The following is a 21,006-nucleotide window of genomic DNA, read 5'->3' on the forward strand; positions in this document are numbered from 1 at the left end:
GCACCCCCTGGACCGGCGGGGGCGTGCCCGAGGCGGTGGCAATCCGGGGGTTCCACTCGACTGACATGGGGCTGCGGTTCGGCCTGCTTCGGCACCGGCGCCTGCAGCACCAGCCACAGTTCCTGCCCCGCAAGGGCAGTGGCGGCAAGCGCGGCCAGGGCGGCGAGAACGGCAAGCAGGCGCATCACGGTCGGATCCTCGGGTTTCAGAGTCGGCACAGCGCATGGTCGTACAGCGCCCGGTTCCTGTCCAGATACACTGTCCCGGCCGGGGCGCACGCTTTTGTAGACGCACACCCGCTTCCATGGTAAAATCGCAGTTACTCGCAAAACAATAAAAACCGAGAACGAGCAGGTCATGCAGAGATGTCACACCCTCCGGGCAGGGGTTCTTGCCCTCGCCGCGCTGATGCTTGTCAGTTGCGAACAGGGCGCGGGACCGGGTGATGCCGGGTTCCGGACCCAGTATTTCTCGGCCCGCGACGCGCTCGAAGAGGGCCGATATGACCGGGCCAGCCGCACCTATGCCCGCCTGCTGACCCGGGCCGGCCCGCTCGAGCCGCGGATCCGTCTCGAATACGCCCATTCCCTGCTGCGCGCCGGGGACTATGCCGCGGCCGCCCGCGAGGCGCGTCAGCTTGCCGGCAGCCAGTCGGGGACCGGCCGCCGCGCCGCGCTGTCGGTACAGGCCACGGCGGACCACGAACTGGGCCTGGTGGCGATCCAGTCCGGCGACACCGGCGCCGGCAGGCGTCTGCTGAGCCAGGCCGAACTGGCGATCTCCGAAGTGCTGGAACACGAGCCCGCGCTCGACCCGCTTGGCGCCCTGGCCGGGCGGCAGGCCAGCATCCGGGTCCGGCTCAGGACGCTGGGGTAGACCCCGCGGCGGCCTCTGCCGCAGATCGTTCACAGGGCACGGCGTCCACAGGGCACCGGAACCAGGCGCGCTGTCTGGCCGGATGTTGTCTGGCGGGGGGCCGTCTCAGTCCTGCGGCATCAGCCGCAGCTCTGCCGCCACCTCTCCGGCCGCGGTTGCGGCGCGCAGCCGGAAGGCGTCGATGTCATAGCCCCAGCCGGGGTCCTGCGCGCTCAGCCAGTGCATCAGATCGGCAAAGGCCACCGTCTCGAAGCGCAGTTCGATGCCGCCCCCGGTGCGGTTGGACAGCTCCGAGACGGCGCCGCGCAGTTCCGCGGAAATCAGGCTCTGCTCCACCGCCGAAAGCCCCACCGGCGCGCGGGGCCCGGTGGAGTCGCCCTGGTCAAGCGCGGCCAGTTCCCCGGCCCGGGCGCTGACCCAGCCCGCCAGCGCGCGCGCCTCGCGCAGCTCCGCCTCGGCCGCGACGCGCCGTGTCGCCAGCGGCTCCAGCACGGCAAACCAGAGCGCGGCGGGCAGCACGCCCAGCACCAGCACCGCCAGCAGCACCCGCTCGCGCGGGGCCAGCCGGGCCAGCAGGTCGATCAGCCGCGCGCTCATGGGTCCGCCCTCAGCCGCAGTTCGGCCCGCACGCCCGTGGCGCTGTCGCTGACCCGCAGATCGACAACCTCGACCCCCAGCCCGGCATCGCGCAGGGCGGTGACCAGCGCCTCGGCGGCGGCAAAATCCTCCAGCCGCAACACCGCCGTCAGGCTGTCGCGCTCATAGGTATATTCACCGGACACCGCGCCCGCCCCGCTCACCACCCGCGCCACCTGTCCGAACAGCGTCAGCGGCGACACCCGCCCCTGCCAGTCGCGCGCTGCATCCTGGCGTTCGGCCAGCGCGCGCGCGACCTGGGTGCGCACGTCCAGCACCGGCCCCGTTGGCACGAAATGACGGCGCACCAGTGCCAGGGTGGCGTCGCGCTCTGCCCGGGTCTCGGCCTCGAGGGCCTGCGTCGCCACAACCTGCGCCGCCGCCCACAGCCCGGAGGCCAGCAGCCCGATCAGCAGCGGCCAGCGCCAGGGCAGCACCCGGCGGCGCAGCGTCTCGCGGGCGGCGCGCGGATCGGCGCGCAGATCAAACGCCAGCTCGCCATGCGCCAGCGCTTCGGGGCGCGCCAGACCCAATGGGCTCAGTGCGGCGGCGTCCCGCACGACGGGAATGTCACGCGCCGCCATCAGCGCCGTGATCTCCGCGTCCTCGCCCTGCAGCAGCACGGCCCTGGGCGGGGCAATGTCACCGTCCTCAAGCGCTCTCGCCAGCATCAGCCGGGCCAGATCGGGATCGGCTGAAAACCCGTCCTCCAGCCCCAGCCGCGCCTGCACCGAGCCATTTTCGATCTGCACGGACCACAGGCCCGCTGCCACCGGCAGGGCAAGGTAGTCGGGCAGCACCGCCCGGCAGCCCGGGCCCGCCCCGGCGCGCCAGGCCGCCAGCCGTGCGCCGTCCGCCACCAGGGCGCGGTGCCAGTGCTCGCCGCGGCCGGGGGCAAAGAAGGGCCGCATCTCGACATGTTCGCCGGCCACGCCGATCCGGTCGCGCAGCTGGCGGCGGGCCACATCCTCGCGCGCCGGGCCGCGCAGCCGGGCCGGCAGGTCCAGCGCCAGCAGCGGCACCTCGGCGCCGGGCACCAGCGCCACATGCTGCCCCGTGCCCGGGGCCGCTCCCAGCGGGTGCATGGCGATCTGCTTTCTGCTGCTCACGGGGACCTCGTTCCTGTTGCCGCGCACCCGGGGTCAGGGCACCTGATCCAGACGATAGGCCACCCGGACGCCGCCGGGAAGCGGCAGCCGTTCGAAGACGGTCGTCCTGTGGCGCTCGCGGCCCTCCAGCGTCGCTGCGATCTCGGCGCCAAACCAGCGGCTGCCCACCCCGAAGCGCGGCAGATCCTCCTCGCTCAGACCGCTGGTGGCGCCGAACCCGACCATGCGGTCGACAAAATCCTCCATCGACACAAACGGCGCCAGGGTCCGGCTCTGCACCAGCCGGTCGGTCACCGCCGTCGCCAGCCCCGGGATCATCACCTGCAGCACCTCGGCCGGGGCGGTGTTGACGTTCAGCGTCGACTCCCCCGGCAGTGCCGCCAGAAAGGGCTGCAGGCGGTCGAAATCGCGCGGCTGCAGCGCCGGGATCCCGCGCAGCTGGTCAAGCAGCAGCACCGGTCCGCCCACCGGCCTGATTGCCGGGTTCTGGCGTGCATAGGGCGCCGTGTTCACCGGCCCGTCCGGGCTCAGGAAACCGGCGATCTCGTCCCCCAGGCTCGAGGGCAGCGCCAGCCGCTGCAGCAGCAGATGGAAGCTCTCCCAGGTGCGGGGGCTGTTCACATTGGCCAGCCAGTTGATGTTGAAGCGGCCCTGCAGGTCACGGATGCTGCCCGCGACCCGGCCCCGGTCCAGCGGCACGTCATATTCTGCCCGCGCCCAGGGTTCGCGCAGGTGATCCGCCGCCCCCCCGGCCCGGTCCGCGGCCAGCAGCGTCACCGCCAGCGCCTCGAAGGCATCGAGGTACAGCCCGATCTGCGCCGCGCCCTGGGTTTCGGCCAGCCGTGCGCGCGCGCCTTCGGCCCGGCCCAGCAGGAGCACCGCGATGCCCGCCAGCGCCGCCACCAGCACCAGCGCGTTGACCAGCACAAAGCCGCGGTTGCGGGGGCTCATTTCAGGCTCTCCAGCAGCACGATGCGGCCGAACCGTTCGGTGTCCAGCGTCAGCTCGACCGCTTCGGGCAGAACGCTGGAATAGCTCTCGGGCACGCTCGCGAGGCCCGCATCGCTGTCGCCGCCCGACGGCTCCGGCGCGCTGTCGAGCTCACCGCTGGCGACGCCGCCGACCCAGCCGATCTTGGCCCAGTGGCTGCGCAGACCCCAGCCGCGCACCCCCCGCAGCATCACCACGCCGGGCGCCACATCCCCCGCCGCCGCCGGATAGAGCGCGGGCCAGACCCGGCGGCTGAGCTGCCCCGCCTCGAGCCGCCATTCGGCGCGCTGCAACCCGGGTCCGGGCACCGGCGGCAGCGCCGGCTGCCCCGCCAGCGACAGGCCCAGCACCCGGCCTGTGGCGTCCAGGTCCAGCGCCGAGCGCGGCGGCGCGCCGGGGGCATGGAACAGCAGCGGCACCACAGCCCCCAGATCGGCGCGCAGCAGGCTGAGGGCAAGGCCGAGTTCCGCCGTGTCGGTGTCGATCTGTATCAGCCGGTCCCGCATCCGCATCGCCCCGGTCAGCGCCTGCAGGCCCATCACCGCCACCAGTGCAAAGATTGCCATCGCCACCACCAGCTCGATCAGGGTGAGGCCGCCGTCCCGGTCACCGTCCCGTCTCTCGTGCCGGCGGGCACCGCGCATCACTCTGCCCCCGGGCCGGGCAGCACCGCGACCAGCAGGGCGCCTTCGCCGCTCTGGGCGCGGGCGGTGATCCTGGCCTCGCTGAGGCCGGCGGCGGTGGGCGCAAGACGCACCTCCACCGCAAAGACCTGCCCGCCCAGGGTGACGCTGGCGGGCAGCCCGCCCGCGGCCACCGTGCCGTAAAGCCGCAGCTCTTCGGCGCGGTTCTCGGCGGCGACCTGCGCCAGCAGCCGCAGCGGCGCCCCGGCCAGCGCGCGGCGCGACTGGTCGGTGGCGCGCAGCGCCGCCAGGGTGCCGATCGCCAGCACCGCCACCGCGATCACCAGTTCCAGCAGCGTCAGGCCGCGCTCGCCGGTCAGCCTGCGTCGCATGTCAGACCTGTCCAGCCGTCGCTGCGGCACTGCACTGTCCCGGGGTCGCCGAAGCGGATGGAAAAGGCGGTGGTGCGGCCGTTGGGCAGGAACACGATCCCGGGGTCCTGCGTCTGCGGGCCGGTGACGGCAAAGGTCACCCGTCCGCGCCAGCGGTGCTCGCGTCCGGTCTGCTGCCAGCGCCCGTCTCTCCAGCGCGCGCCCTGATTGCCGCGCGGGGTGATCACGAGCCCCCGCCGCTCCTGGCCCTGCACCGCCAGTGCGCGCGCCATGGCATAGCTCCGCTCAAAGCGCTGCGCATCACTGTCCGCGCTGCTGCCCCGGGTTGCGGCAAGGCTGGCGCCGATGGCCAGGATGGCCAGCACGGCCACCACCACCAGCAGCTCGATCAGGGAGAATCCCGCCGTGTCCGAGACTATTCTGTCATCCATGACCCGATATCCGCATCCGGCCCCGCGCCGCCGGGCGTGGCGTCGGCGCCATAGGTGAAGATGTCGAAGTCCCCGTGCACGCCGGGGGCGAGATACTGGTAGGGCTGCCCCCAGGGATCCTGCGGCAGCCGGTCCATGTAGCCCGACCAGTTCGCGGCCTCGGGCGGAGAGGCGGGCGCGCTCACCAGCGCCGCCAGCCCCTGCTCGGTGGTCGGATAGCGGAAATTGTCCAGCCGGTAGAGGTTCACCGCCGACGAGATCGCCGCGATGTCGGACTGCGCCCGCGCCGCGCGGGCCTGATCGGGGCGGTCGATGACCCGGGGCACGATCACCAGCGCCAGGATCGACAGGATCACCACCACAACCATCAGTTCCAGCAGCGAGAACCCGGCGTCGCGGGGGTCTGTCGTCTTCCGGGAGGAGTGGCTGTCGTGCATCGTGCTGAAATCCTGATCGTTGCCCGCCGCATGATAGGCAGCCGACCGCGCCGGGGCAATCGCCAACCGGCAATGGACAGCACCGGCGCCGGCCCCTACAGCTTGCCGCCATGGCGGACGTTTTCCTTCCCGATGCGCGGACCCTTTCGATTCTGCTGGTGCTGGTGGCACCGGTGGTGGGTTCGTTCCTGGGGGTGGTGATCGACCGGCTGCCGCGGGGGCAAAGCGTGGTCTGGCCCGGCTCGGCCTGCCGCGCCTGTGGCACCCGGCTGCGTCCGTGCGATCTGGTGCCGGTGCTGTCCTTTGTGCGGACTCGCGGGCGCTGCCGCCACTGTGGGGCGGCGGTCCCGCCCTGGCTGCTGTATACCGAACTGGCCGCCACCGGCGCGGCGCTGCTTGCGGTGGCCCTGGCGGCGACACCGCTGGCGGCGGGGCTGATCGCGCTGGGGCTCTGGCTGCTCTGGACGCTGGCGCTGTGTGACCTGCTTCATTTCCGCCTGCCCGACCCGCTGACCCTTGCGCTGGCGCTGCTGGCGCTGGTCTGGGCGGTGCTGTTCGGCGATGTCGGATCGGCCCTCACCGGCGGGCTGATCGGGGCGGGCAGCTTTCTGGCGCTGCGGATCGGCTACCGCGCGCTGCGGGGCCGCGAAGGGCTGGGGCTCGGCGATGTAAAGCTGATGTTTGGCCTCGGCGCGCTCAGCGGGCCGCTGGACCTGCCGCTGCTGGTGCTGGTTTCGGCCCTGCTGGCGCTGGCGGTGGCGGCGGTGTCGCAGGGCGGTTGGCGGGCCGGCAGGGCGCTGCCGTTCGGGGCGGCGCTGGCGGCGGGCGGCGCGGCGGTCTGGCTGGTCCCGATGCTGGCGAATTGAGGCTCGCACGCCGCATGGATCCGCGTTACCCTTGGCCTGTTTTCCCGGGCCGCCGCGCGCCGGGGCGCATTTGAACCCACTCGATTTCGCCTGCAGAAAAGGTCCCGAATGCCCCGATTTCCCAAGCCGATTGCCGCCCTGCTGATCCTCGCCGCCTCTGCCCTGCCGGTCCTCGCCCAGGAGGCAACGGTGCAGGCCGGGCAGACCCCCGAAGCCCCGGGTTCACAAACCCAGGGCTCCGAAATCCAGGGCTCGGAAACCGAGACGGTCGAAACCCAGGACAAGGACCTGACGTCGATGGCGGTCATCGAACAGGCCTGGCAGCGCGGTGACTATGTGCTTGTGCGCGAAGGTCTCAGGCAACTGGCCGAAGAGACCGGCGCGCCGCTGGCGCAGTACCGCTATGGCCGGGTGCTGGCCGAGGGCCGCGGCGGGCCGCGTGATCTGCCGGGCGCCATGACCTGGCTGGAGCGCGCGGTGGCGCAGAGCCATGCCGAGGCCGCGACCCTGCTGGCCGAGATCCTGCTGGCCGCCGATCTGCCGGATGTGACCCGGGACGCGCCGCGCGCCGTGTCCCTTCTGACCGGGGCGGCGGCGCGCGGCCATGCCGCCGCCCAGTATGCGCTGGCGCGGCTGGCGCTGGCCGGGGATGGCATGGAACGCGATCCCGGGGCTGCCTTCACCTGGTTCCTGGCGGCGGCCGAGCAGGGCCACGCCGCGGCGCAGTTCGACCTGGCCCGCGCCTATATCGACGGCACCGGCACGGACAGGAATCCGCCCGAAGCGCTGCGCTGGCTCGAAGAGGCCGCCACGGTCGGCCACACCGAGGCGCAGGTGTTTCTGGCGCTGAGCTATGACGAGGGCCGCCTGCGCCCGGCCGATCCGGCACAGGCGCTGCGCTGGTACCGCCGCGCCGCCGAGGCCGGGCTGCCGCTGGCGCAGCGTCTCCTTGGCACCCATTACCTGAATGGCACCGGGGTGCCCGCCGATGCCACCGAAGCGCTGCGCTGGCTGGAAGAGGCCGCCGAGGCGGGCGATCCCGGCGCGATGAACAACCTCGGGCAGGCCTATGCCATGGGCGGGTTGCTGACGCAGGACGATGCCCGCGCCTATCACTGGTACGAGCGCGCCGCCAGGGTCGGGCTGCCCCAGTCGGTGACCGCGCTCGCCGCCCTGACCGAGGCCGGGCGCGGCACCGCCGCTGATCCCGACCGGGCCATCGCGCTCTATCGTCAGGCGGCGGAGGCCGGCCACAGGCCGGCGATGCAGCGGCTGGGCCGGATGGCCGGGGCCGGGGCGCTGGACGGCAGGCTTGCACCGCAGCGCGCCGTGCCCTGGGCGGCGGTGGCGGCGCTGGAGGGGGATGCGGCGGCGCTGGACTGGCTGACCGCCCGCGCCGGAGAGGACATGCCGGATGCGCAGGCCATGCTGGGGCGGGTTCTGCTGCAGGACAGCGCCGGGCAGCCCTCCCGGCAGGCAGAGGCGACCGGCTGGCTGATCCGCGCCGCCGGTGCCGGGGATGTGCCGGCGCAGGCGCTGCTCGGGCAGGCCTATGCCGGCGGCGACCACGGGCTTGCGCAGGATTACGTCGCCGCGCACAGCTGGCTCAACCTGGCTGCCGGGGCGGGGGACGAGCCCTCTGCCGAGACCCGCGAAGTGATCGCCGCGCTGATGACCCCGGAGCAGATTGCCGAGGCGCAGACCCGTGCCCGCAAGCTGCATGCGGATATCGCGGCCCGGGTGCCCGCGACCGTGCAGACCGTGACGGGGTCGCCATGAGGACGCAGGGGCTCGCCGTTCTGGCGCTCTTGCTGGCGCTGCTGCCCGCCGTGTCGGTGGCGCAGGATGCGGATATTTCCAGCCTGACCGGGGCGGCCGAGAGCGGCGACACCGCCGCCCAGATCACCCTGGCGCAGCGCTATCATGACGGCGACGGCGTGGTGCAGAACTTTGCCCGCGCCGCCGACTGGTTCGCCCGCGCGGCCGAGGCCGGTGTGGCCGAGGCGCAGAACCGGCTTGGCCGCTACTATCACAGCGGGCTCGGGGTGCAGGCCGACCGTGCCGCCGCCCTGCGCTGGCTCGGGGCCGCGGCGGATCAGGGCGCGCCGCAGCATCTTTACGACCTGGCCGGCGTGCTGGAAGAGGCGCGCGATGATCCGCAGACCCTGACCCGCGCCGCCGGGCTCTATGAACGGGCCGCCGGGGCGGGCCACACCGGGGCTGCCGTCAGCCTGGGGGTGATGTACCAGAACGGCACCGGGGTGGCGCAGGATCCTGACCGTGCCCGGGCGCTGTATGAACCCGCCGCCGCCGCCGGAGACGCCCGCGCGCTCAACAACCTTGGCCTGCTCTATGTGCGCGGCAGCGGTGTGCCGCAGGACTACACCCGCGCCGCGCAGCTGTTTGCCGCGGCTGCCGAACAGGGGCTGGCGCAGGCGATCACCAACCTCGGGGTGATGTATGACAACGGCTATGGCGTGCCCCAGGACGACGCCGAGGCGGCCCGGCTTTACCGGCTGGGCAGCGCCGGGGCACCGGTGGCCGAGACCGGCTTTGCCTATGATCCCCGCCTTGCCCCGCCCCCGTCCGAGCCCGCGGCGCGGGATGCGCTGCGCGCCGCCGCCCGGGCCGGTGACCCGGTGGCGGAATTCCAGCTTGGCTGGCTGCTGGTGCAGGGCACGGAGCCGACGCCAGAGGACTGGCAGCAGGCCGCCGCGCTGTTCGGGCGCGCCGCCGCCAAGGGCCATGCCGCCTCGATGGCCGGTCTGGGGCTGCTTTACATGCGGGGGCGCGGCGTGCCGCAGGACTATGTGCTGGCGCAGATGTGGCTGGTGCTGGCCGGCTCGGCGGGGCTGGACAGTGCGCCTGCCCTCAGCGCCGCACTGCAGGCCCGCATGACCAGCGGCCAGATCAACGAGGCCCAGGCCCTGGCCGAGGCCAGATGGGCCCAGGCCGTGCCGGGCGCTCCGGCCTCGGCCCCCACCCCTTCCCCCTGAGACCCCGCTCCGCAGCAGCGGACCTGAGAAAGACCCCGGCATGACCCTTGCTCCCGAAACGCCCGCCCTGTCTGACAGGGTCGTCTCCCGGCCCCGCCACCTGTTCCGCCCCGACCCGGTGGTCGGCTGGACGCTGGCGCCCGGCCACGGCCTGCGGGTCGGCTTTCGCCGCCACATCCTGCAGACCATCGGTGCCGACGGCTGGCGCCATGTGCCGGGGGCGGCCACCGCCACCGGGCCGCAGGTTGCGCTGTATGGCTGTTCCTTCACCTATGGCACCGGCCTGTCGGACGCGGAGACCTTTGCCGGCCGCCTGCAAAAGGCCCGGCCGCAGGTGCGGATCCGCAACCGCGGCATCGGCGGCCATGGCACCGTGCAGAACTACCTGCAGTTCCGCCGCGACATCACCGATGGCGCGGTCGACGTGGCGGTCTTTGCCATCATCAGCGACCACCGGTTCCGCAACATCGCCCATCCCCAGCGGATGCGGCAGTATCTCAGCCCCGACTGGTACCGGCTGGGGGTCGAACAGGTGCCGGTGGCGCGGATGGAGGCCTCGGGGCGGGCGCGCATCGTCTATCACCCGCTCTGGCAGCCGGTGATCCGCGATGCCGAGTTCGACATCTTCCTGCCCGACGACTACATGATCAATGCCGCCACCCTGGCGGTGCTTGACCGGGTGCGCGAGGCGGCGGCCGCGGCCGCCATCCCGCTGGCCTTCGTGCTGCTGGATTCGCTGGACCCCGACTTCAACGCCGCGGTGCAGGGCCGGTTTCCCGACACCCGCGACATCTCGACCCCCTATGACGCGGCGCACACCTTCATGCCGATGGACATCCATCCCAACGTGCCGGCCAACCGGATGTTCGCCGAACGGCTGTTGCCGGTCGTCACCGGCCTGTGCGCGGCGCTGCCCGCAGGAGGCGCCGCATGAGGATCCTCGGCATCTCGTCGCATTTTCACGATTCCGCCGCCGCACTGGTGCAGGACGGCCGCATCATCGCCGCCGCACAGGAGGAGCGCTTCAGCCGGGAAAAGGCCGACTGGCGGTTTCCCGAACAGGCCATCCGCTACTGCCTGTCGCAGCTTCCCGGCGGGCAGAGCCCCGACGCGGTGGCCTATTACGAGGATCCCGGCCTCAAGACCCGCCGTATCCTCGACACGGCCCGCAGCCTCGCGCCGCGCGGCGCGCCGCTCTGGCCGCAGATGCTGAGCACCCTGCGCAGCCTGACGCAGGAGCTGCCGCGCCAGCTGCTGGAGGTGGCGGGCGAGCCCGGAAAGCTGTTCTTTGTACCGCACCACCGCAGCCATGCGGCGGCGGCCTTCTACCCGGCGCCGTTCGAGCGGGCGGCGGTGCTGGTGCTGGACGGGGTCGGGGAATATTCGACGACAACCCTGTGGTCGGGCGAGGCCGGCGGGCTGACCGCCGTGGGCGAGATCCGCTTCCCGCATTCGCTCGGGCTGTTCTACAGCGCCTTCACGCAGTACTGCGGCTTCAAGGTGAACTCGGGGGAATACAAGCTGATGGGGCTGGCCTCGTTCGGCGCCCCGCTGATGCGCCGCCAGATCCTGGACAGGCTGATCGACCTGCGCGCCGACGGCTCTTTCGCGCTGAACATGGACTACTTCGGCTTTGACCGGTCCCTGAGCACGATCACCCCGCTGTTCGAGATGCTGTTCGGCCAGCCGGTGCGCCGCCCGGATGCGCCGGTCACACCATTTCACATGAACATGGCGGCCTCGGTGCAGGCGGTGCTGGAAGAGGCGGTGCTGGCGCTGGCCCGTACCGCGTTGCAGCGCACCGGCCAGCGCCATCTGTGCCTGGCCGGCGGGGTGGCGCTGAACTGTCTGGCCAACACCCGGCTGCTGCTCGACCTGCCCGGGCTTGACGGGCTGTGGATCCAGCCGGCCGCGGGGGATGCCGGCGGCGCACTTGGCGCGGCGCTCGAGCTTGGCCACAGCCGCGCCCCGGCGCCGCCCGCCCGCCGCAGGGGCCACGACGCCATGGCGGCCGGCCTGCTGGGACCCGCCTACCCCGCAGACGAGATCCGCGCCGCGCTGGAGGCCGCCGGTCTGGTCCATGACGAACCCGCCGACGCCGGAACCCTGGCGCGGCAGGTGGCCGCCGCGCTGGCCGACAAGCAGATCGTCGGCCATTTCGACGGCCGCATGGAGTTTGGTCCGCGCGCGCTCGGCAACCGCTCGATCCTGGCCGATCCGCGCGGCACGGAGACGCTGAGCCGGGTCAACCGCAGCATCAAGTTCCGCGAGGACTGGCGCCCCTTTGCCCCCATCGTGCTCGCCGACCAGGCGGCGGCGGTGTTCGAGGCGCCCAGCGACAGCCCCTACATGCTGCTGGTGACCAAACTGAAACCTGCCTTCCGCGGCGCGGATGATCTGGAGCAGGCGCGCGCCCGGGGCCTGAATGCGCCGATGGATCTGCAGGGCGCGGTCAGCAGCGACTTTGCCGCCGTGACCCATGTGGATTTCAGCGCCCGGCTGCAGACCGTCGATCCGGCGGGCGGCGCGCGGGCCGGGGCGATCCTGCAGGCGTTTCATGCCATGACGGGGTGTCCGATGCTGCTCAACACCTCGTTCAACGTCCGCGGAGAGCCGATTGTCTGCGCCCCCGGGGATGCCATCGACTGTTTTCTCAACACCCATCTCGACCTGCTGGCGATCGGGCCGTTTCTGGTCCACAAATCGGCCCAGCCGGACTGGGTGCAACAAAAGATCGGGAGGATGCGCTTTGCCGCAGACTGAGCCGCAGACTGATGACGCCGCCCTGTTCGAGCGCCTGCGGGTGCTGCTGACCGCCGCCGGGCCGGAAACCATGCCGGCGCCGCAGGCCCCCGCCGACGGGCAGAGCCTGCTGGCGCCGCCGATGGCGGCCCTGAACGCGCCGCCGCGGAGCTTTGCCGAGGTCTACGGGGCCGACGGGCAGCTGCTGGTGCAGTTGCAGGCCGAAGCCGGGGTGCAGGGCATGCCGGAGCTGGCGGCGCTGCTGGCGGCGCTGGACACGGGGCTGCGCGACGGCACGCTGTCCGCCGCGCCGGGGCCAACCGCGGCGCCGCGGTTGTCGCGCTACGTCTATCCGGTGGTCTGATGTCCGGTGGTCCGGGCCGCCGGGACCCGGGGCGCGCGGACAGAGGCTGCCCGCCCCGGTCCATGCAGGGGCCATCCGCTCCGGCGCGGGCTCAGGGCCGCGACGGGTAGGTCCCGACAGTGGCGATGCAGTAGCGGATGACCTGCGTCGGATCCAGCAAGCTCAGTGGAACTTCGCCGCCGGCGTCGGCGATCATGTCCGCCGACATCGTGACCGTGGGGCCCTGATCGGAATAGATCGTTTCCGTCCCGTTCCCACCCGGGGGCGCCGCCGCCAGAAGCTTGCCGGCCGGGCCGGGCTTGTCGCCATCCTCGTTGTTGGCCCTCACCTGATGGTTGTGGCCGGCCAGGTTGATGATGTTCAGGGTCGCCTCCTCCTGTCCGATCCGCGATCCCAGGGCACGCGGAAACAGCCCCGGGCCGGAGCCGACGCCGACCGGATTGCGGCCGCGCAGGTCGGGCAGACCGAAGGTGGAGCGCCCGTCGCCGCCAAAGGTGGTGCCGAGCAGTGAAAACAGCGCGGTGTTCGAAGCGATCGACAGCAACTGGCCGTCGGTGCTGGCCCAGCCGCGCGGGCAGAAGTTCACGATGCCCATCGGCGCGACCTCTCCCAAAAAGGGATCAGCATCGGCGGCGGCCCGGTCGGGGGTGACAAGGGCGGCCAGGGCGAGGGCCAGAACCGGCAGGGATGTGGGTATCACTTGTTTCAGATATGTCATGGAAATCTCCAGATGCGGGTCGAATGCACGGCGCCAGGGGCGCGGCGGGACTGAGGTGAGGCCGGGCACCGCCGTCAGTCCCGAGACGGATAGATCCCGAACAAGGCGATACAATGCGTGATCGCCAGGTTCGGGTCCTGGGTGCTGAAGGCGATGCTGCCGCCGGTCGCGCCGATCATCTGGTCGGACATCGTCTTGTTGTAGGGCTTCGTCGAATAGATCGTCTCGTTGCCGGTGCCCCCCGTCGGGGCCGCGGCCAGAAGCTTGCCGCCCGGCCCGGGCTTGTCGCCATCCTCGTTGTTGACATTGACCAGGTGATTGTGGGCCGGCATCGTTTCTTGGGTCATGGTCCGGGTCAGGACACCGCCGACCTGCCCCTGGCGGTGCGTGCTCAGCCCGGGACCGGTGCCCTGACCGATAGTGACCCGGCCGCGCAGGTCGGGCAGACCGAAGGTGTTGCGCCCGTCGCCGCCATAGGTGGTGCCGAGCAGGGAAAACAGCGCGTCGTACTGCGCGATCGGCAGCAGCTGGCCGTCGGCCCTGGCCCAGTCGCGCGGGCAGAAGTCAAAGCCGACGATCATGATGTCGCCGACATAGGGGGTGGTCCCGGCCTCGGCCCGGTGCGGGGTTCCGGCCAGACCCGTCGTCAGTGTCAGCACGCTCAGCGCCGTGACGGCGGCCTTTTTCAGATATGTCATCGGTTTCTCCGAAATTCCTGGTGGAAAATCCTGCGCCTCTGCCACGGGGCAGGACGCCGGTTCATGTCTCGCGGCGCCGGGCCGCTCAGTTCCGCGACGGGAAGATGCCTTGCAGCGCAATGCAGTAGCGCAGCGCCAGGTAGGGGTCCTGAATGCCCAGCGGCTGATTCCCTCCGACTGTCGAAATCATCTCTGTCGACATCTGCCGGTCATGGGGCTTGTCCGAATAGATCGTCTCGGACCCGGTGCCGCTCGGGGGCGCCGCCGCCAGAAGCTTGTCCCCAGGCCCCGCTTTGTCGCCATCCAGATTGTTGGCGTTGACCGCGTGGCTGTGGACCGGCATCTGGTTCACGGACAACACCCGCGTCTCGGCGCCGAATTTCTGCCCCTCATAGCGCGGGGACAGCCCCGGCCCGAAACCCTGGCCCATCGCGACGCGGCCGCGCAGGTCGGGCAGACCGAAGGTGGTGCGCCCGTCGCCGCCATAGGTGGTGCCCAGCAGGGAAAACAGCGCCTGGAACGAATTGATCGACAACAGCTGCCCTTCGGCGCTGGTCCAGCCGCGCGGGCAGAAAGTATAGCCCACCGCGATGATATCCCCCAGATACGGGTTTGCCCCGGCGGCGGCCCGGTCCGGAACCGCCGATATCGGTGCGGCCAGTGCCAGCAGAGACGCCGTGGCACAGAGGACCTTTTTCAAATACTTCATGGGGATCTCTCCGGTTAAATACATCTTAACGTAGATGAACCATCGGCCAGAACCGGATTCATTGCAAAAGATTTCGGCAGACAGAAGACCGCGCGGCTCTGCTGCCCGGTTCACGGCGCATCCCGGACAGGCCCGGGCCGGGCCGGGATCCGGCCTTCGGGCTGTTTGCAGATGATTGCCGGGCTGTCCTGCGCTATGCACGGGACAGTCGCCGTTCCGCCCTGGCGTCCGCCGACTCGCCGGGGGGCTGAACTCCGATGCAACTGTAAACCTGTGAAAGAGGTCCCGATGCCGTTCTCATCCTTCCGCCCCGCTGTCCGGCGCTGCTGCCTCGCCGCCGGGCTGAGCCTTGGCCTGGCCGCTGCCGCCGCTGCCGCCACCGACCCGGTCCAGCAGCACAACTCGAGCGCCGTCTGGTTCGAAAACTGGACCGGGCTGAGCAATGCCACCCTGGTGGTCGTCGCCCCCAACGGCAAGATCACCGAGATCTACGCCGCCTCGGGCACCCCGGTGTTCGAACTGGACCGCGCCGAGGCGCAGGACGGCGTCTACCGCTATGAACTGCGCGCCGCGACCGAAGAGCGCGAAGCCATCATCAACCCCAGCGATGACGGCCGCGGCGAGGCGCAGCGCGATTCGACCGCGGTGCCGTTTTATGCCACCGGGCATTTTGTCGTCGAGCGCGGCGCGATCATCACCCCCAAGGACGAACAGGAAGGCAGCAGCGACGGCTGAAGCCGCCCCGGGGAGGGGCGCAGGACGGACCGCCGGCGGCCGCCGGTTTCGTGTCAGCCCGGGTCAGATCCGAGAAAAATATTTCAAAAGAAACAGAAACCTGTCTATACTTTCTGCAATTGAACCGGACCCGTTTCCGCGGCCGCTGTTTTCGGGTGTGCGGAGAAAATGTCTTTGTAGCCATTATTAGGAGATTCCAGCATGTCATGCGCCTTTCCCCCAACCCGTATTTCGCTCCTTCTCGGTGCCACCGCCCTGATTGCCCTGACCGGCGGCGCCCGGGCTGATCAGGTGATCCCCGACGATCTGATCGTCCAGGGTTCGATCTGCGTCGGCTTTGACTGCGTCAACGGCGAGTCGTTCGGCTTCGACACCCTGCGGCTCAAGGAAAACAACCTGCGCATCCGGGCCTTCGACACCTCGAATTCGGCCTCGTTCCCGACCCGGGACTGGGAACTCACCTTCAACGAATCCTCCAATGGCGGCGCCGACAAGTTTTCCGTCACCGACGTCGACGGCGGCCGCATCCCGTTCACCATCGAAGGCAACACTCCCAGCAACACGCTGTATGTCGACAATGCCATGCGGATCGGCGTCGGCACCAGCACGCCGGTGGTGACCCTGCACACCAAGATGGGCAACACCCCGACCCTGCGGCTGGAACAGGACGGATCTTCGGGCTTTACCCCGCAGGTCTGGGACCTGGCCGGCAACGAGGCGAACTTCTTCGTCCGCGATACCACCAACGGCTCGAAACTGCCGTTCCGGATCTTCCCCAACGCGCCCAGCAACGCGCTGAACATCGAAGGGTCGACCGGCGACATCGGCGTTGGCATCACCGCCCCCACCGCCGCGCTGCACGTCAGCCGCACCAATGGCACCGGGCAGATGCTGGTGCAGGACACCGGCGGCACCGGCCCGCTGCAGATGCTGCGTCTGGAAAACGACGGCGCGGTGCAGCTTTACATGAACAACACCACCAATGCCGCAGCGCAGTGGATGTTCAGCGCCGGGGCCAACCTGCTGATCGTGCCGAATGAAACCGCCTCGAACGCGGTGTTCGATCTGGCCGCCAACGGCAACCTGACCATCGACGGCACCCTGACCGAACTGTCGGACAAGAACGCCAAGATGGCGATCGAGCCGGTCGACACCGGCGAGATCCTCGCCAAGGTCACCGCCCTGCCGGTCACCAGCTGGACCTATATCGACGAGGCCGAGACCGGCGTGCGCCACATCGGCCCGATGGCCCAGGATTTCTATGCCGCCTTCGGCACCGGCCACACCGACAAGGGCATCGCAACGCTGGACAGCACCGGCGTGGCCCTGGCCGCGATCCAGGCGCTGAGCGCCGAGAACGCCGATCTGCGCGCCCGGCTCGACCTGCTGGAACGCCGCGTTCTGGCCGACTGAGATCCTGCACCGATTTCCGGCATCAAGGCGGGCGCCCCGGGGCGCCCGTTTTTGCATCCCCTCCGGCCGGCATTTTTTTTCACTCCCCGGCTGACAGGGCCGCGCCGATCAGGCACACCCGCGGCATCCGGCAGCAGGGCGCGCATATGGACACCTTCGATTCCCCCACCGCCATCGGCGGGCTTGGCGGCTCGGGCACCCGGGTGTTTGCGGCGATGCTGCGCCATGCCGGGATCCATATCGGCGACACCCTGAACGAGCCGCTCGACAACCTGTGGTTCGCGGTGCTGTTCAAGCGCCGCGCCTGGACCGGCACCCGTCCGCCCCCCGAGGCGGTGGCCCAGGCCGCGGCCCTGTTTGTCCGCGCCATGACCTGTGGCCTGGCGGACGGGCTGGACCCGGCCGAGCGCGCGCTGATCGCCCGGCTGGGCGCTGACCTGCCGCCTGACGGCGGCTGGAAATGCGGCCCGCATACGTGCCATGCCCAGGCGCTGGCGGATTCGCTCCCGCCGCCGGCCGGACCCCGACCCTGGGGCTGGAAAGAGCCCAACACCCATGTCTTCCTGCCCGCGCTCGACCGCCAGATCCCCGGCCTGCGCTACATCCATGTGCTGCGCGACGGGCTGGACATGGCGTTCAGCGCCAACACCTGGCAGGCGCGGCACTGGGAACACCTCTATCCGCTGCCGCCCGGGGCGGGCACGCCGATGCCGCTGCGCCAGCTGCGCTTCTGGACCGCCGCCAACCGCGCCGCGCTGCTGTACGGCACGCAGCACATGCCCGGGCGGTTCCTTGTCGTGCGCTACGAGGCGTTCTGTGCCGACCCCGCGGCGCAATGGCCGCGCATCCGCCGCTTTCTCGGCGCCCCCGAGGGCCTTGAACTGCCCGCCGACCTGTTGCGGCCCACCAGCATCGGGCGCAGCAGCGACCGGCCCCTGTCCGGCTTTCCCGGCGCCGATCTGACCGCGGCGCGGGCGCTGCAATCGGACATGGATAAAGCCGCTGCCCTGGAGTAGCCTCTGACCATCCCATTGCAGCATATCGATTGATCCCATGTCCGAACCGTTTCTGCACAATCCGTCCCACCGGATGCGCTTTGCCCTCAGTCTGCTGATCCTCGCCGTGCTGGCCGCCCTGTTCTGGTCCGGCTCGCGGTATCCGGCGCTGAACGAAAAGGCGATGATGTCCGGCGCGATCCAGCTCGAAGACGTGCTGAGCTTTGAGGCCAGGTTCCCGATCACCCCGGACATGGCCCTGCCCGAGCATCTGTTCTGGTCGACGCTGAACTGGATCGACACCAACCGCAAGGGCATGACCTTTGGGGTGCTCTTCGCCGCCGCCTTCCTGACCGCCGCGGGCCATCTGCGCAGGCGCAGCTTCCGGGGGCGGTTCTCGAATTCGCTGCTCGGGCTTGTGATCGGCACCCCGCTCGGGGTCTGCGTCAACTGCGCCGCTCCGATCGCGCGCGGGATGTATTCCAGCGGCCTGCGCGCCGAAACCACGCTGTCGGCGATGATCGCCTCGCCGACGCTGAACGTGGTTGTGCTGACCATGCTGTTCTCGCTGTTGCCGCTCTATATGGCGCTGACCAAGATCGCGCTGTCGCTGGTGATCATCCTGCTGGTGATTCCGCTGATGGCACGGCTGCTGCCGCAGACCGAGATCGCCGAGGATCAGCGCATCCAGACCCCCTGGAGCGCGGCGGAACTGGCCCCCGGCGCCCCGGAGCGCGAAGGCCTGCACAGGGCCCTGTGGCAGGTCGCGCGCAGCTACCTGTGGAACCTGTGGTACATCGTCCGGATGACCGTGCCGCTGATGCTGCTGGCCGGGGTCCTGGGCACCCTGGCGGCGGTGCTGCTGCCGGCCGACATGGTGATGGGCCTGGGCTTCAGCCTCGGGGTGCTGGTGCTGGTCGCCGCCGTCGGGGTGTTCCTGCCGGTGCCGATCGGCTTTGACGTGGTGATGGCCGGAGTGCTGCTGGCCAGCGGCATGGCACAGGGATATGTCATGGCGCTGCTGTTCACCCTGGGCAGTTTCAGTATCTATTCCTACTTCATCGTTGCCCAGTCCCTGGGCCGTCGCGCGGCGGTGATGCTGGCGGGGGCGGTGCTGCTGATGGGGGTCGTCTCGGGCTGTGCCGCGCAGCTCTGGCATGACTACAAATCCGACCAGGCGCTGAAACTTCTCACCGGCGAGGCGACCCCGCCGCGGCTTTTGTGGGCCGCGCAGGCCGCCGGTGCCGCCCCCTGGAGCGTGACCGGCGCGGATGCGGCCCGGATCACCGTGACCGCCGCACCCTTTGCGCCGAAATCGCCCGCCGCCGCCACCGGGTTCACCCGCATGGAGGCGGCAGAGGCCGGGATCGACGCACCGCTGGAATTCTCCATGGCCGACATGTGGCCGCCCTTCTGGGAGGGGCGCAGCCTCGCCTCGGGGGACATCGACAATGACGGCGATCTCGACCTTGTGGTCGCCTCGACCGAGGCCGGTCTCTATCTCTATGCCAATGACGGCACCGGCCGATTCAGCCGGATCAGTGTCGATCCGGGCCCGCTGGCCGCCCTGCCGGTGTTCAACGCCGTGCTGGCCGATGTCGACAACGACGGCTGGCGCGATCTGCTGCTCGCCACCTACCGCCAGGGCAATTTCCTGTGGAAAAACGGCCCCCGGGGGTTCACCTCTGCGGCCACGCCGATCGCCAACCGCGATGGCGCCGTGCTCTCGCTGGCCCTCAGCCTCGCCGACGCCGACCGTGACGGCGACCTTGACCTCGCGCTTGGCAACTGGACCTCGGGCTGGTACCGCCGCGTGCCGGGAGAGGAGAGCCGCAACCGCGTGGTCTGGAACAGCGGCGAGAGCGGGGGCGGCCTGGACGGCGCGCGCTATACCGACCTGCCCGGCATCCCCGGCGAGACCCTGTCGATCCTGTTCTCGGACATCGACGGCAACGGCACCGCCGATCTGCTGGTCGGCAACGATTTCGAGATCCCCGACTATATCTACCGCGGCGATGGCGCCGGCGGCTTCACCGCCATCACCCACGCCGACGCCATGCTGCCGCACACCACCACCACCACCATGGCGATCAAGACCGCCGATCTGATGAACGACGGCGTGCCCGAGATCTATTTTGCCCAGATCGCCGGGCGCTCCTCGGGGGTGTCGGAAAAGCTCAAGATGCAGCCCCTGTCGCGCTACTGCGACACCATCATCAACCCCGCGGCAAAAGCCACCTGCGCCCAGAACATGGCGATCAAGACCTGGTACAAGTCGGGCAACAATTTTGACCCGACCTATGCGTCAAACTGCCAGGAGCTGAGCGGACGCCTGCAGGCGGAATGCCGGGCGATGCTGATCAAGGATCTCGCCATCCAGCGCAACGACCCGTCGATCTGCAAGCTGATCCCCGACACCCAGCCGCGCCCGCGCAGTTTCTGCGAACTGCACTTCCTGCCGGTCCGCGCCGTGACCGCGCAGGAGGCCGAAGCCTCGGTGCAGCAGATCCTGCGCTCGAACGTGCTGCTCGAACGGGACGGCGCGGCCTATGCCGACACCGCCGGGCGGCGCGGGCTCGAGGTCGGCGGCTGGTCCTGGGACACCAAGGTGGCGGATTTTGACAACGACGGCTGGCAGGATGTCTATATCGTCAACGGCACCTGGGTGCCGAACGAGGTCAGCCCGTCGAACCTGTTTTTCCACAACAGCGGCGGCACCTTCACCGAGGCCTCCGGCCCCTTCGGGCTCGAGGATTACCTGATGACCGCCGCCGCCACCGCCTTTGACATCGACAATGACGGTGATCTCGACATGGTGACCCATCCGGTCAACGGCCCGCTGCAACTGTTCCGCAACAATGCCGCAGGCGGCAACGCCATCGCGTTTCAGCTGGACGATCGTCTGGGCAACCGCGACGGCATCGGCGCGCTGCTGACCCTGACCGGCGTGGCGGGCGGCATCATGACGCGTGAAATCCAGCTGGGCGGCGGGTTCATGTCGTTCGATGCGCCCCGGGTGCATTTCGGCCTTGGGTCTGCAGATCAGGCGGCCAGCCTGTCCCTGCGCTGGGCCGATGGGCAGGTGACCCGGGTTGCCGGTCCGCTCGCGGCCGGTGCCCTCTACACCATCCGGCGGGGTGACTGAGCCGCTTCCGCCCGCCTCCGCCCGGAAACATCCCCGCGCCGCGCGGCACGGCGGCCCGGGTCTGCGGCGGGGACACCCCGGCCGCCGCGATCCGTTGGACACGCCCCGGCCTGCCCGGTATGACGGGCACA

General features: G+C 70.3%; 21 protein-coding genes and 1 pseudogene. 12 read left to right on the top strand and 10 right to left on the bottom strand.

Annotation, left to right across the window (positions count from 1 at the left end):
• Window positions 1–311, top strand: a pseudogene (locus tag FOY53_RS17600) (hypothetical protein); the annotation flags it as partial.
• A gap of 46 nt (window positions 312–357) precedes the next feature.
• Window positions 358–876, top strand: a complete 519-nt coding sequence (locus tag FOY53_RS17605) for an outer membrane protein assembly factor BamD (RefSeq protein WP_146591302.1) — start codon at window positions 358–360, stop codon at window positions 874–876.
• A 105-nt stretch (window positions 877–981) separates the two neighbouring features.
• Here the strand turns inward: FOY53_RS17605 and FOY53_RS17610 are convergent, their stop codons facing one another.
• The 7 genes from FOY53_RS17610 to gspG are packed head-to-tail and all read right to left on the bottom strand — an operon-like array spanning window position 982 to window position 5,560.
• Window positions 982–1,473 carry a type II secretion system protein M gene (locus FOY53_RS17610; RefSeq protein ID WP_146591305.1) on the bottom strand — a complete coding sequence of 164 codons (492 nt, stop codon included), beginning with the start codon at window positions 1,471–1,473 and terminating at the stop codon, window positions 982–984.
• On the bottom strand, window positions 1,470–2,621 hold the full coding sequence (gene gspL / locus FOY53_RS17615; protein WP_146591307.1) for a type II secretion system protein GspL: 1,152 nt from the start codon (window positions 2,619–2,621) through the stop codon (window positions 1,470–1,472). Before gspL ends, FOY53_RS17610 begins: the two co-directional genes overlap by 4 nt.
• Before the next feature lie 33 nt (window positions 2,622–2,654).
• Complete coding sequence (gspK, locus tag FOY53_RS17620; protein WP_146591309.1) at window positions 2,655–3,572, bottom strand: type II secretion system minor pseudopilin GspK; 918 nt, start codon at window positions 3,570–3,572, stop codon at window positions 2,655–2,657.
• On the bottom strand, window positions 3,569–4,255 hold the full coding sequence (locus FOY53_RS17625; RefSeq protein WP_146591311.1) for a type II secretion system protein GspJ: 687 nt from the start codon (window positions 4,253–4,255) through the stop codon (window positions 3,569–3,571). The genes gspK and FOY53_RS17625 overlap by 4 nt, the downstream gene beginning before the upstream one ends.
• Window positions 4,255–4,626, bottom strand: a complete 372-nt coding sequence (locus FOY53_RS17630; protein WP_146591313.1) for a type IV pilus modification PilV family protein — start codon at window positions 4,624–4,626, stop codon at window positions 4,255–4,257. Before FOY53_RS17630 ends, FOY53_RS17625 begins: the two co-directional genes overlap by 1 nt.
• Complete coding sequence (locus FOY53_RS17635) at window positions 4,611–5,057, bottom strand: prepilin-type N-terminal cleavage/methylation domain-containing protein (RefSeq protein ID WP_146591314.1); 447 nt, start codon at window positions 5,055–5,057, stop codon at window positions 4,611–4,613. Before FOY53_RS17635 ends, FOY53_RS17630 begins: the two co-directional genes overlap by 16 nt.
• Window positions 5,042–5,560, bottom strand: a complete 519-nt coding sequence (gene gspG / locus FOY53_RS17640; RefSeq protein ID WP_342784267.1) for a type II secretion system major pseudopilin GspG — start codon at window positions 5,558–5,560, stop codon at window positions 5,042–5,044. The genes FOY53_RS17635 and gspG overlap by 16 nt, the downstream gene beginning before the upstream one ends.
• A 44-nt stretch (window positions 5,561–5,604) precedes the next feature.
• Between gspG and FOY53_RS17645 the strand changes: the two genes are divergently transcribed.
• The 6 genes from FOY53_RS17645 (at window position 5,605) to FOY53_RS23180 (ending at window position 12,462) form a co-directional block, all read left to right on the top strand.
• Window positions 5,605–6,360 (top strand): prepilin peptidase, encoded by a 756-nt coding sequence (locus tag FOY53_RS17645; protein ID WP_146591316.1) that lies wholly within the window; start codon window positions 5,605–5,607, stop codon window positions 6,358–6,360.
• Window positions 6,361–6,468: 108 nt separating this feature from the next.
• Window positions 6,469–8,139, top strand: coding sequence for an SEL1-like repeat protein (locus tag FOY53_RS17650; protein WP_146591319.1), 1,671 nt, complete (start codon window positions 6,469–6,471; stop codon window positions 8,137–8,139).
• Complete coding sequence (locus tag FOY53_RS17655) at window positions 8,136–9,356, top strand: SEL1-like repeat protein (protein WP_146591321.1); 1,221 nt, start codon at window positions 8,136–8,138, stop codon at window positions 9,354–9,356. The genes FOY53_RS17650 and FOY53_RS17655 overlap by 4 nt, the downstream gene beginning before the upstream one ends.
• A gap of 40 nt (window positions 9,357–9,396) precedes the next feature.
• Window positions 9,397–10,290, top strand: a complete 894-nt coding sequence (locus tag FOY53_RS17660; protein WP_146591323.1) for an SGNH/GDSL hydrolase family protein — start codon at window positions 9,397–9,399, stop codon at window positions 10,288–10,290.
• On the top strand, window positions 10,287–12,119 hold the full coding sequence (locus FOY53_RS17665; protein ID WP_146591325.1) for a carbamoyltransferase family protein: 1,833 nt from the start codon (window positions 10,287–10,289) through the stop codon (window positions 12,117–12,119). The genes FOY53_RS17660 and FOY53_RS17665 overlap by 4 nt, the downstream gene beginning before the upstream one ends.
• Entirely contained in the window at window positions 12,106–12,462 is a 357-nt protein-coding gene (locus FOY53_RS23180; protein WP_186766653.1) for a hypothetical protein, read from the top strand. Before FOY53_RS17665 ends, FOY53_RS23180 begins: the two co-directional genes overlap by 14 nt.
• A 91-nt stretch (window positions 12,463–12,553) precedes the next feature.
• On the opposite strand, the gene FOY53_RS17675 is transcribed toward FOY53_RS23180, so the two are convergent.
• The 3 genes from FOY53_RS17675 to FOY53_RS17685 form a co-directional block, all read right to left on the bottom strand.
• Complete coding sequence (locus tag FOY53_RS17675; protein ID WP_146591328.1) at window positions 12,554–13,180, bottom strand: phage tail protein; 627 nt, start codon at window positions 13,178–13,180, stop codon at window positions 12,554–12,556.
• A gap of 74 nt (window positions 13,181–13,254) precedes the next feature.
• Window positions 13,255–13,878 carry a phage tail protein gene (locus FOY53_RS17680; protein WP_146591330.1) on the bottom strand — a complete coding sequence of 208 codons (624 nt, stop codon included), beginning with the start codon at window positions 13,876–13,878 and terminating at the stop codon, window positions 13,255–13,257.
• Between the two features lie 85 nt (window positions 13,879–13,963).
• The gene (locus tag FOY53_RS17685) at window positions 13,964–14,587 is read right to left on the bottom strand and encodes a phage tail protein (RefSeq protein ID WP_146591332.1); all 624 of its coding nucleotides are present in this window, start codon (window positions 14,585–14,587) and stop codon (window positions 13,964–13,966) included.
• Window positions 14,588–14,875: 288 nt separating this feature from the next.
• On the opposite strand from FOY53_RS17685, the gene FOY53_RS17690 reads away from it, so the two are divergent.
• The 4 genes from FOY53_RS17690 to FOY53_RS17705 all read left to right on the top strand — a co-directional run bounded on the left by FOY53_RS17690 (window position 14,876) and on the right by FOY53_RS17705 (window position 20,875).
• Window positions 14,876–15,322: a hypothetical protein gene (locus tag FOY53_RS17690; protein WP_146591334.1), complete on the top strand. Its 447-nt coding sequence runs from the start codon at window positions 14,876–14,878 to the stop codon at window positions 15,320–15,322.
• Window positions 15,323–15,523: 201 nt separating this feature from the next.
• Window positions 15,524–16,735 carry a tail fiber domain-containing protein gene (locus FOY53_RS17695; RefSeq protein ID WP_146591335.1) on the top strand — a complete coding sequence of 404 codons (1,212 nt, stop codon included), beginning with the start codon at window positions 15,524–15,526 and terminating at the stop codon, window positions 16,733–16,735.
• 146 nt (window positions 16,736–16,881) lie between these two features.
• Window positions 16,882–17,751, top strand: a complete 870-nt coding sequence (locus FOY53_RS17700) for a sulfotransferase (protein WP_146591337.1) — start codon at window positions 16,882–16,884, stop codon at window positions 17,749–17,751.
• 37 nt (window positions 17,752–17,788) lie between these two features.
• The gene (locus FOY53_RS17705) at window positions 17,789–20,875 is read left to right on the top strand and encodes an FG-GAP-like repeat-containing protein (RefSeq protein WP_146591339.1); all 3,087 of its coding nucleotides are present in this window, start codon (window positions 17,789–17,791) and stop codon (window positions 20,873–20,875) included.
• Window positions 20,876–21,006: the final 131 nt, after the last annotated feature.

The sequence above is a fragment of the Puniceibacterium confluentis genome (genome assembly GCF_007923445.1).
In the GTDB taxonomy this organism is placed as follows: domain Bacteria; phylum Pseudomonadota; class Alphaproteobacteria; order Rhodobacterales; family Rhodobacteraceae; genus Puniceibacterium; species Puniceibacterium confluentis.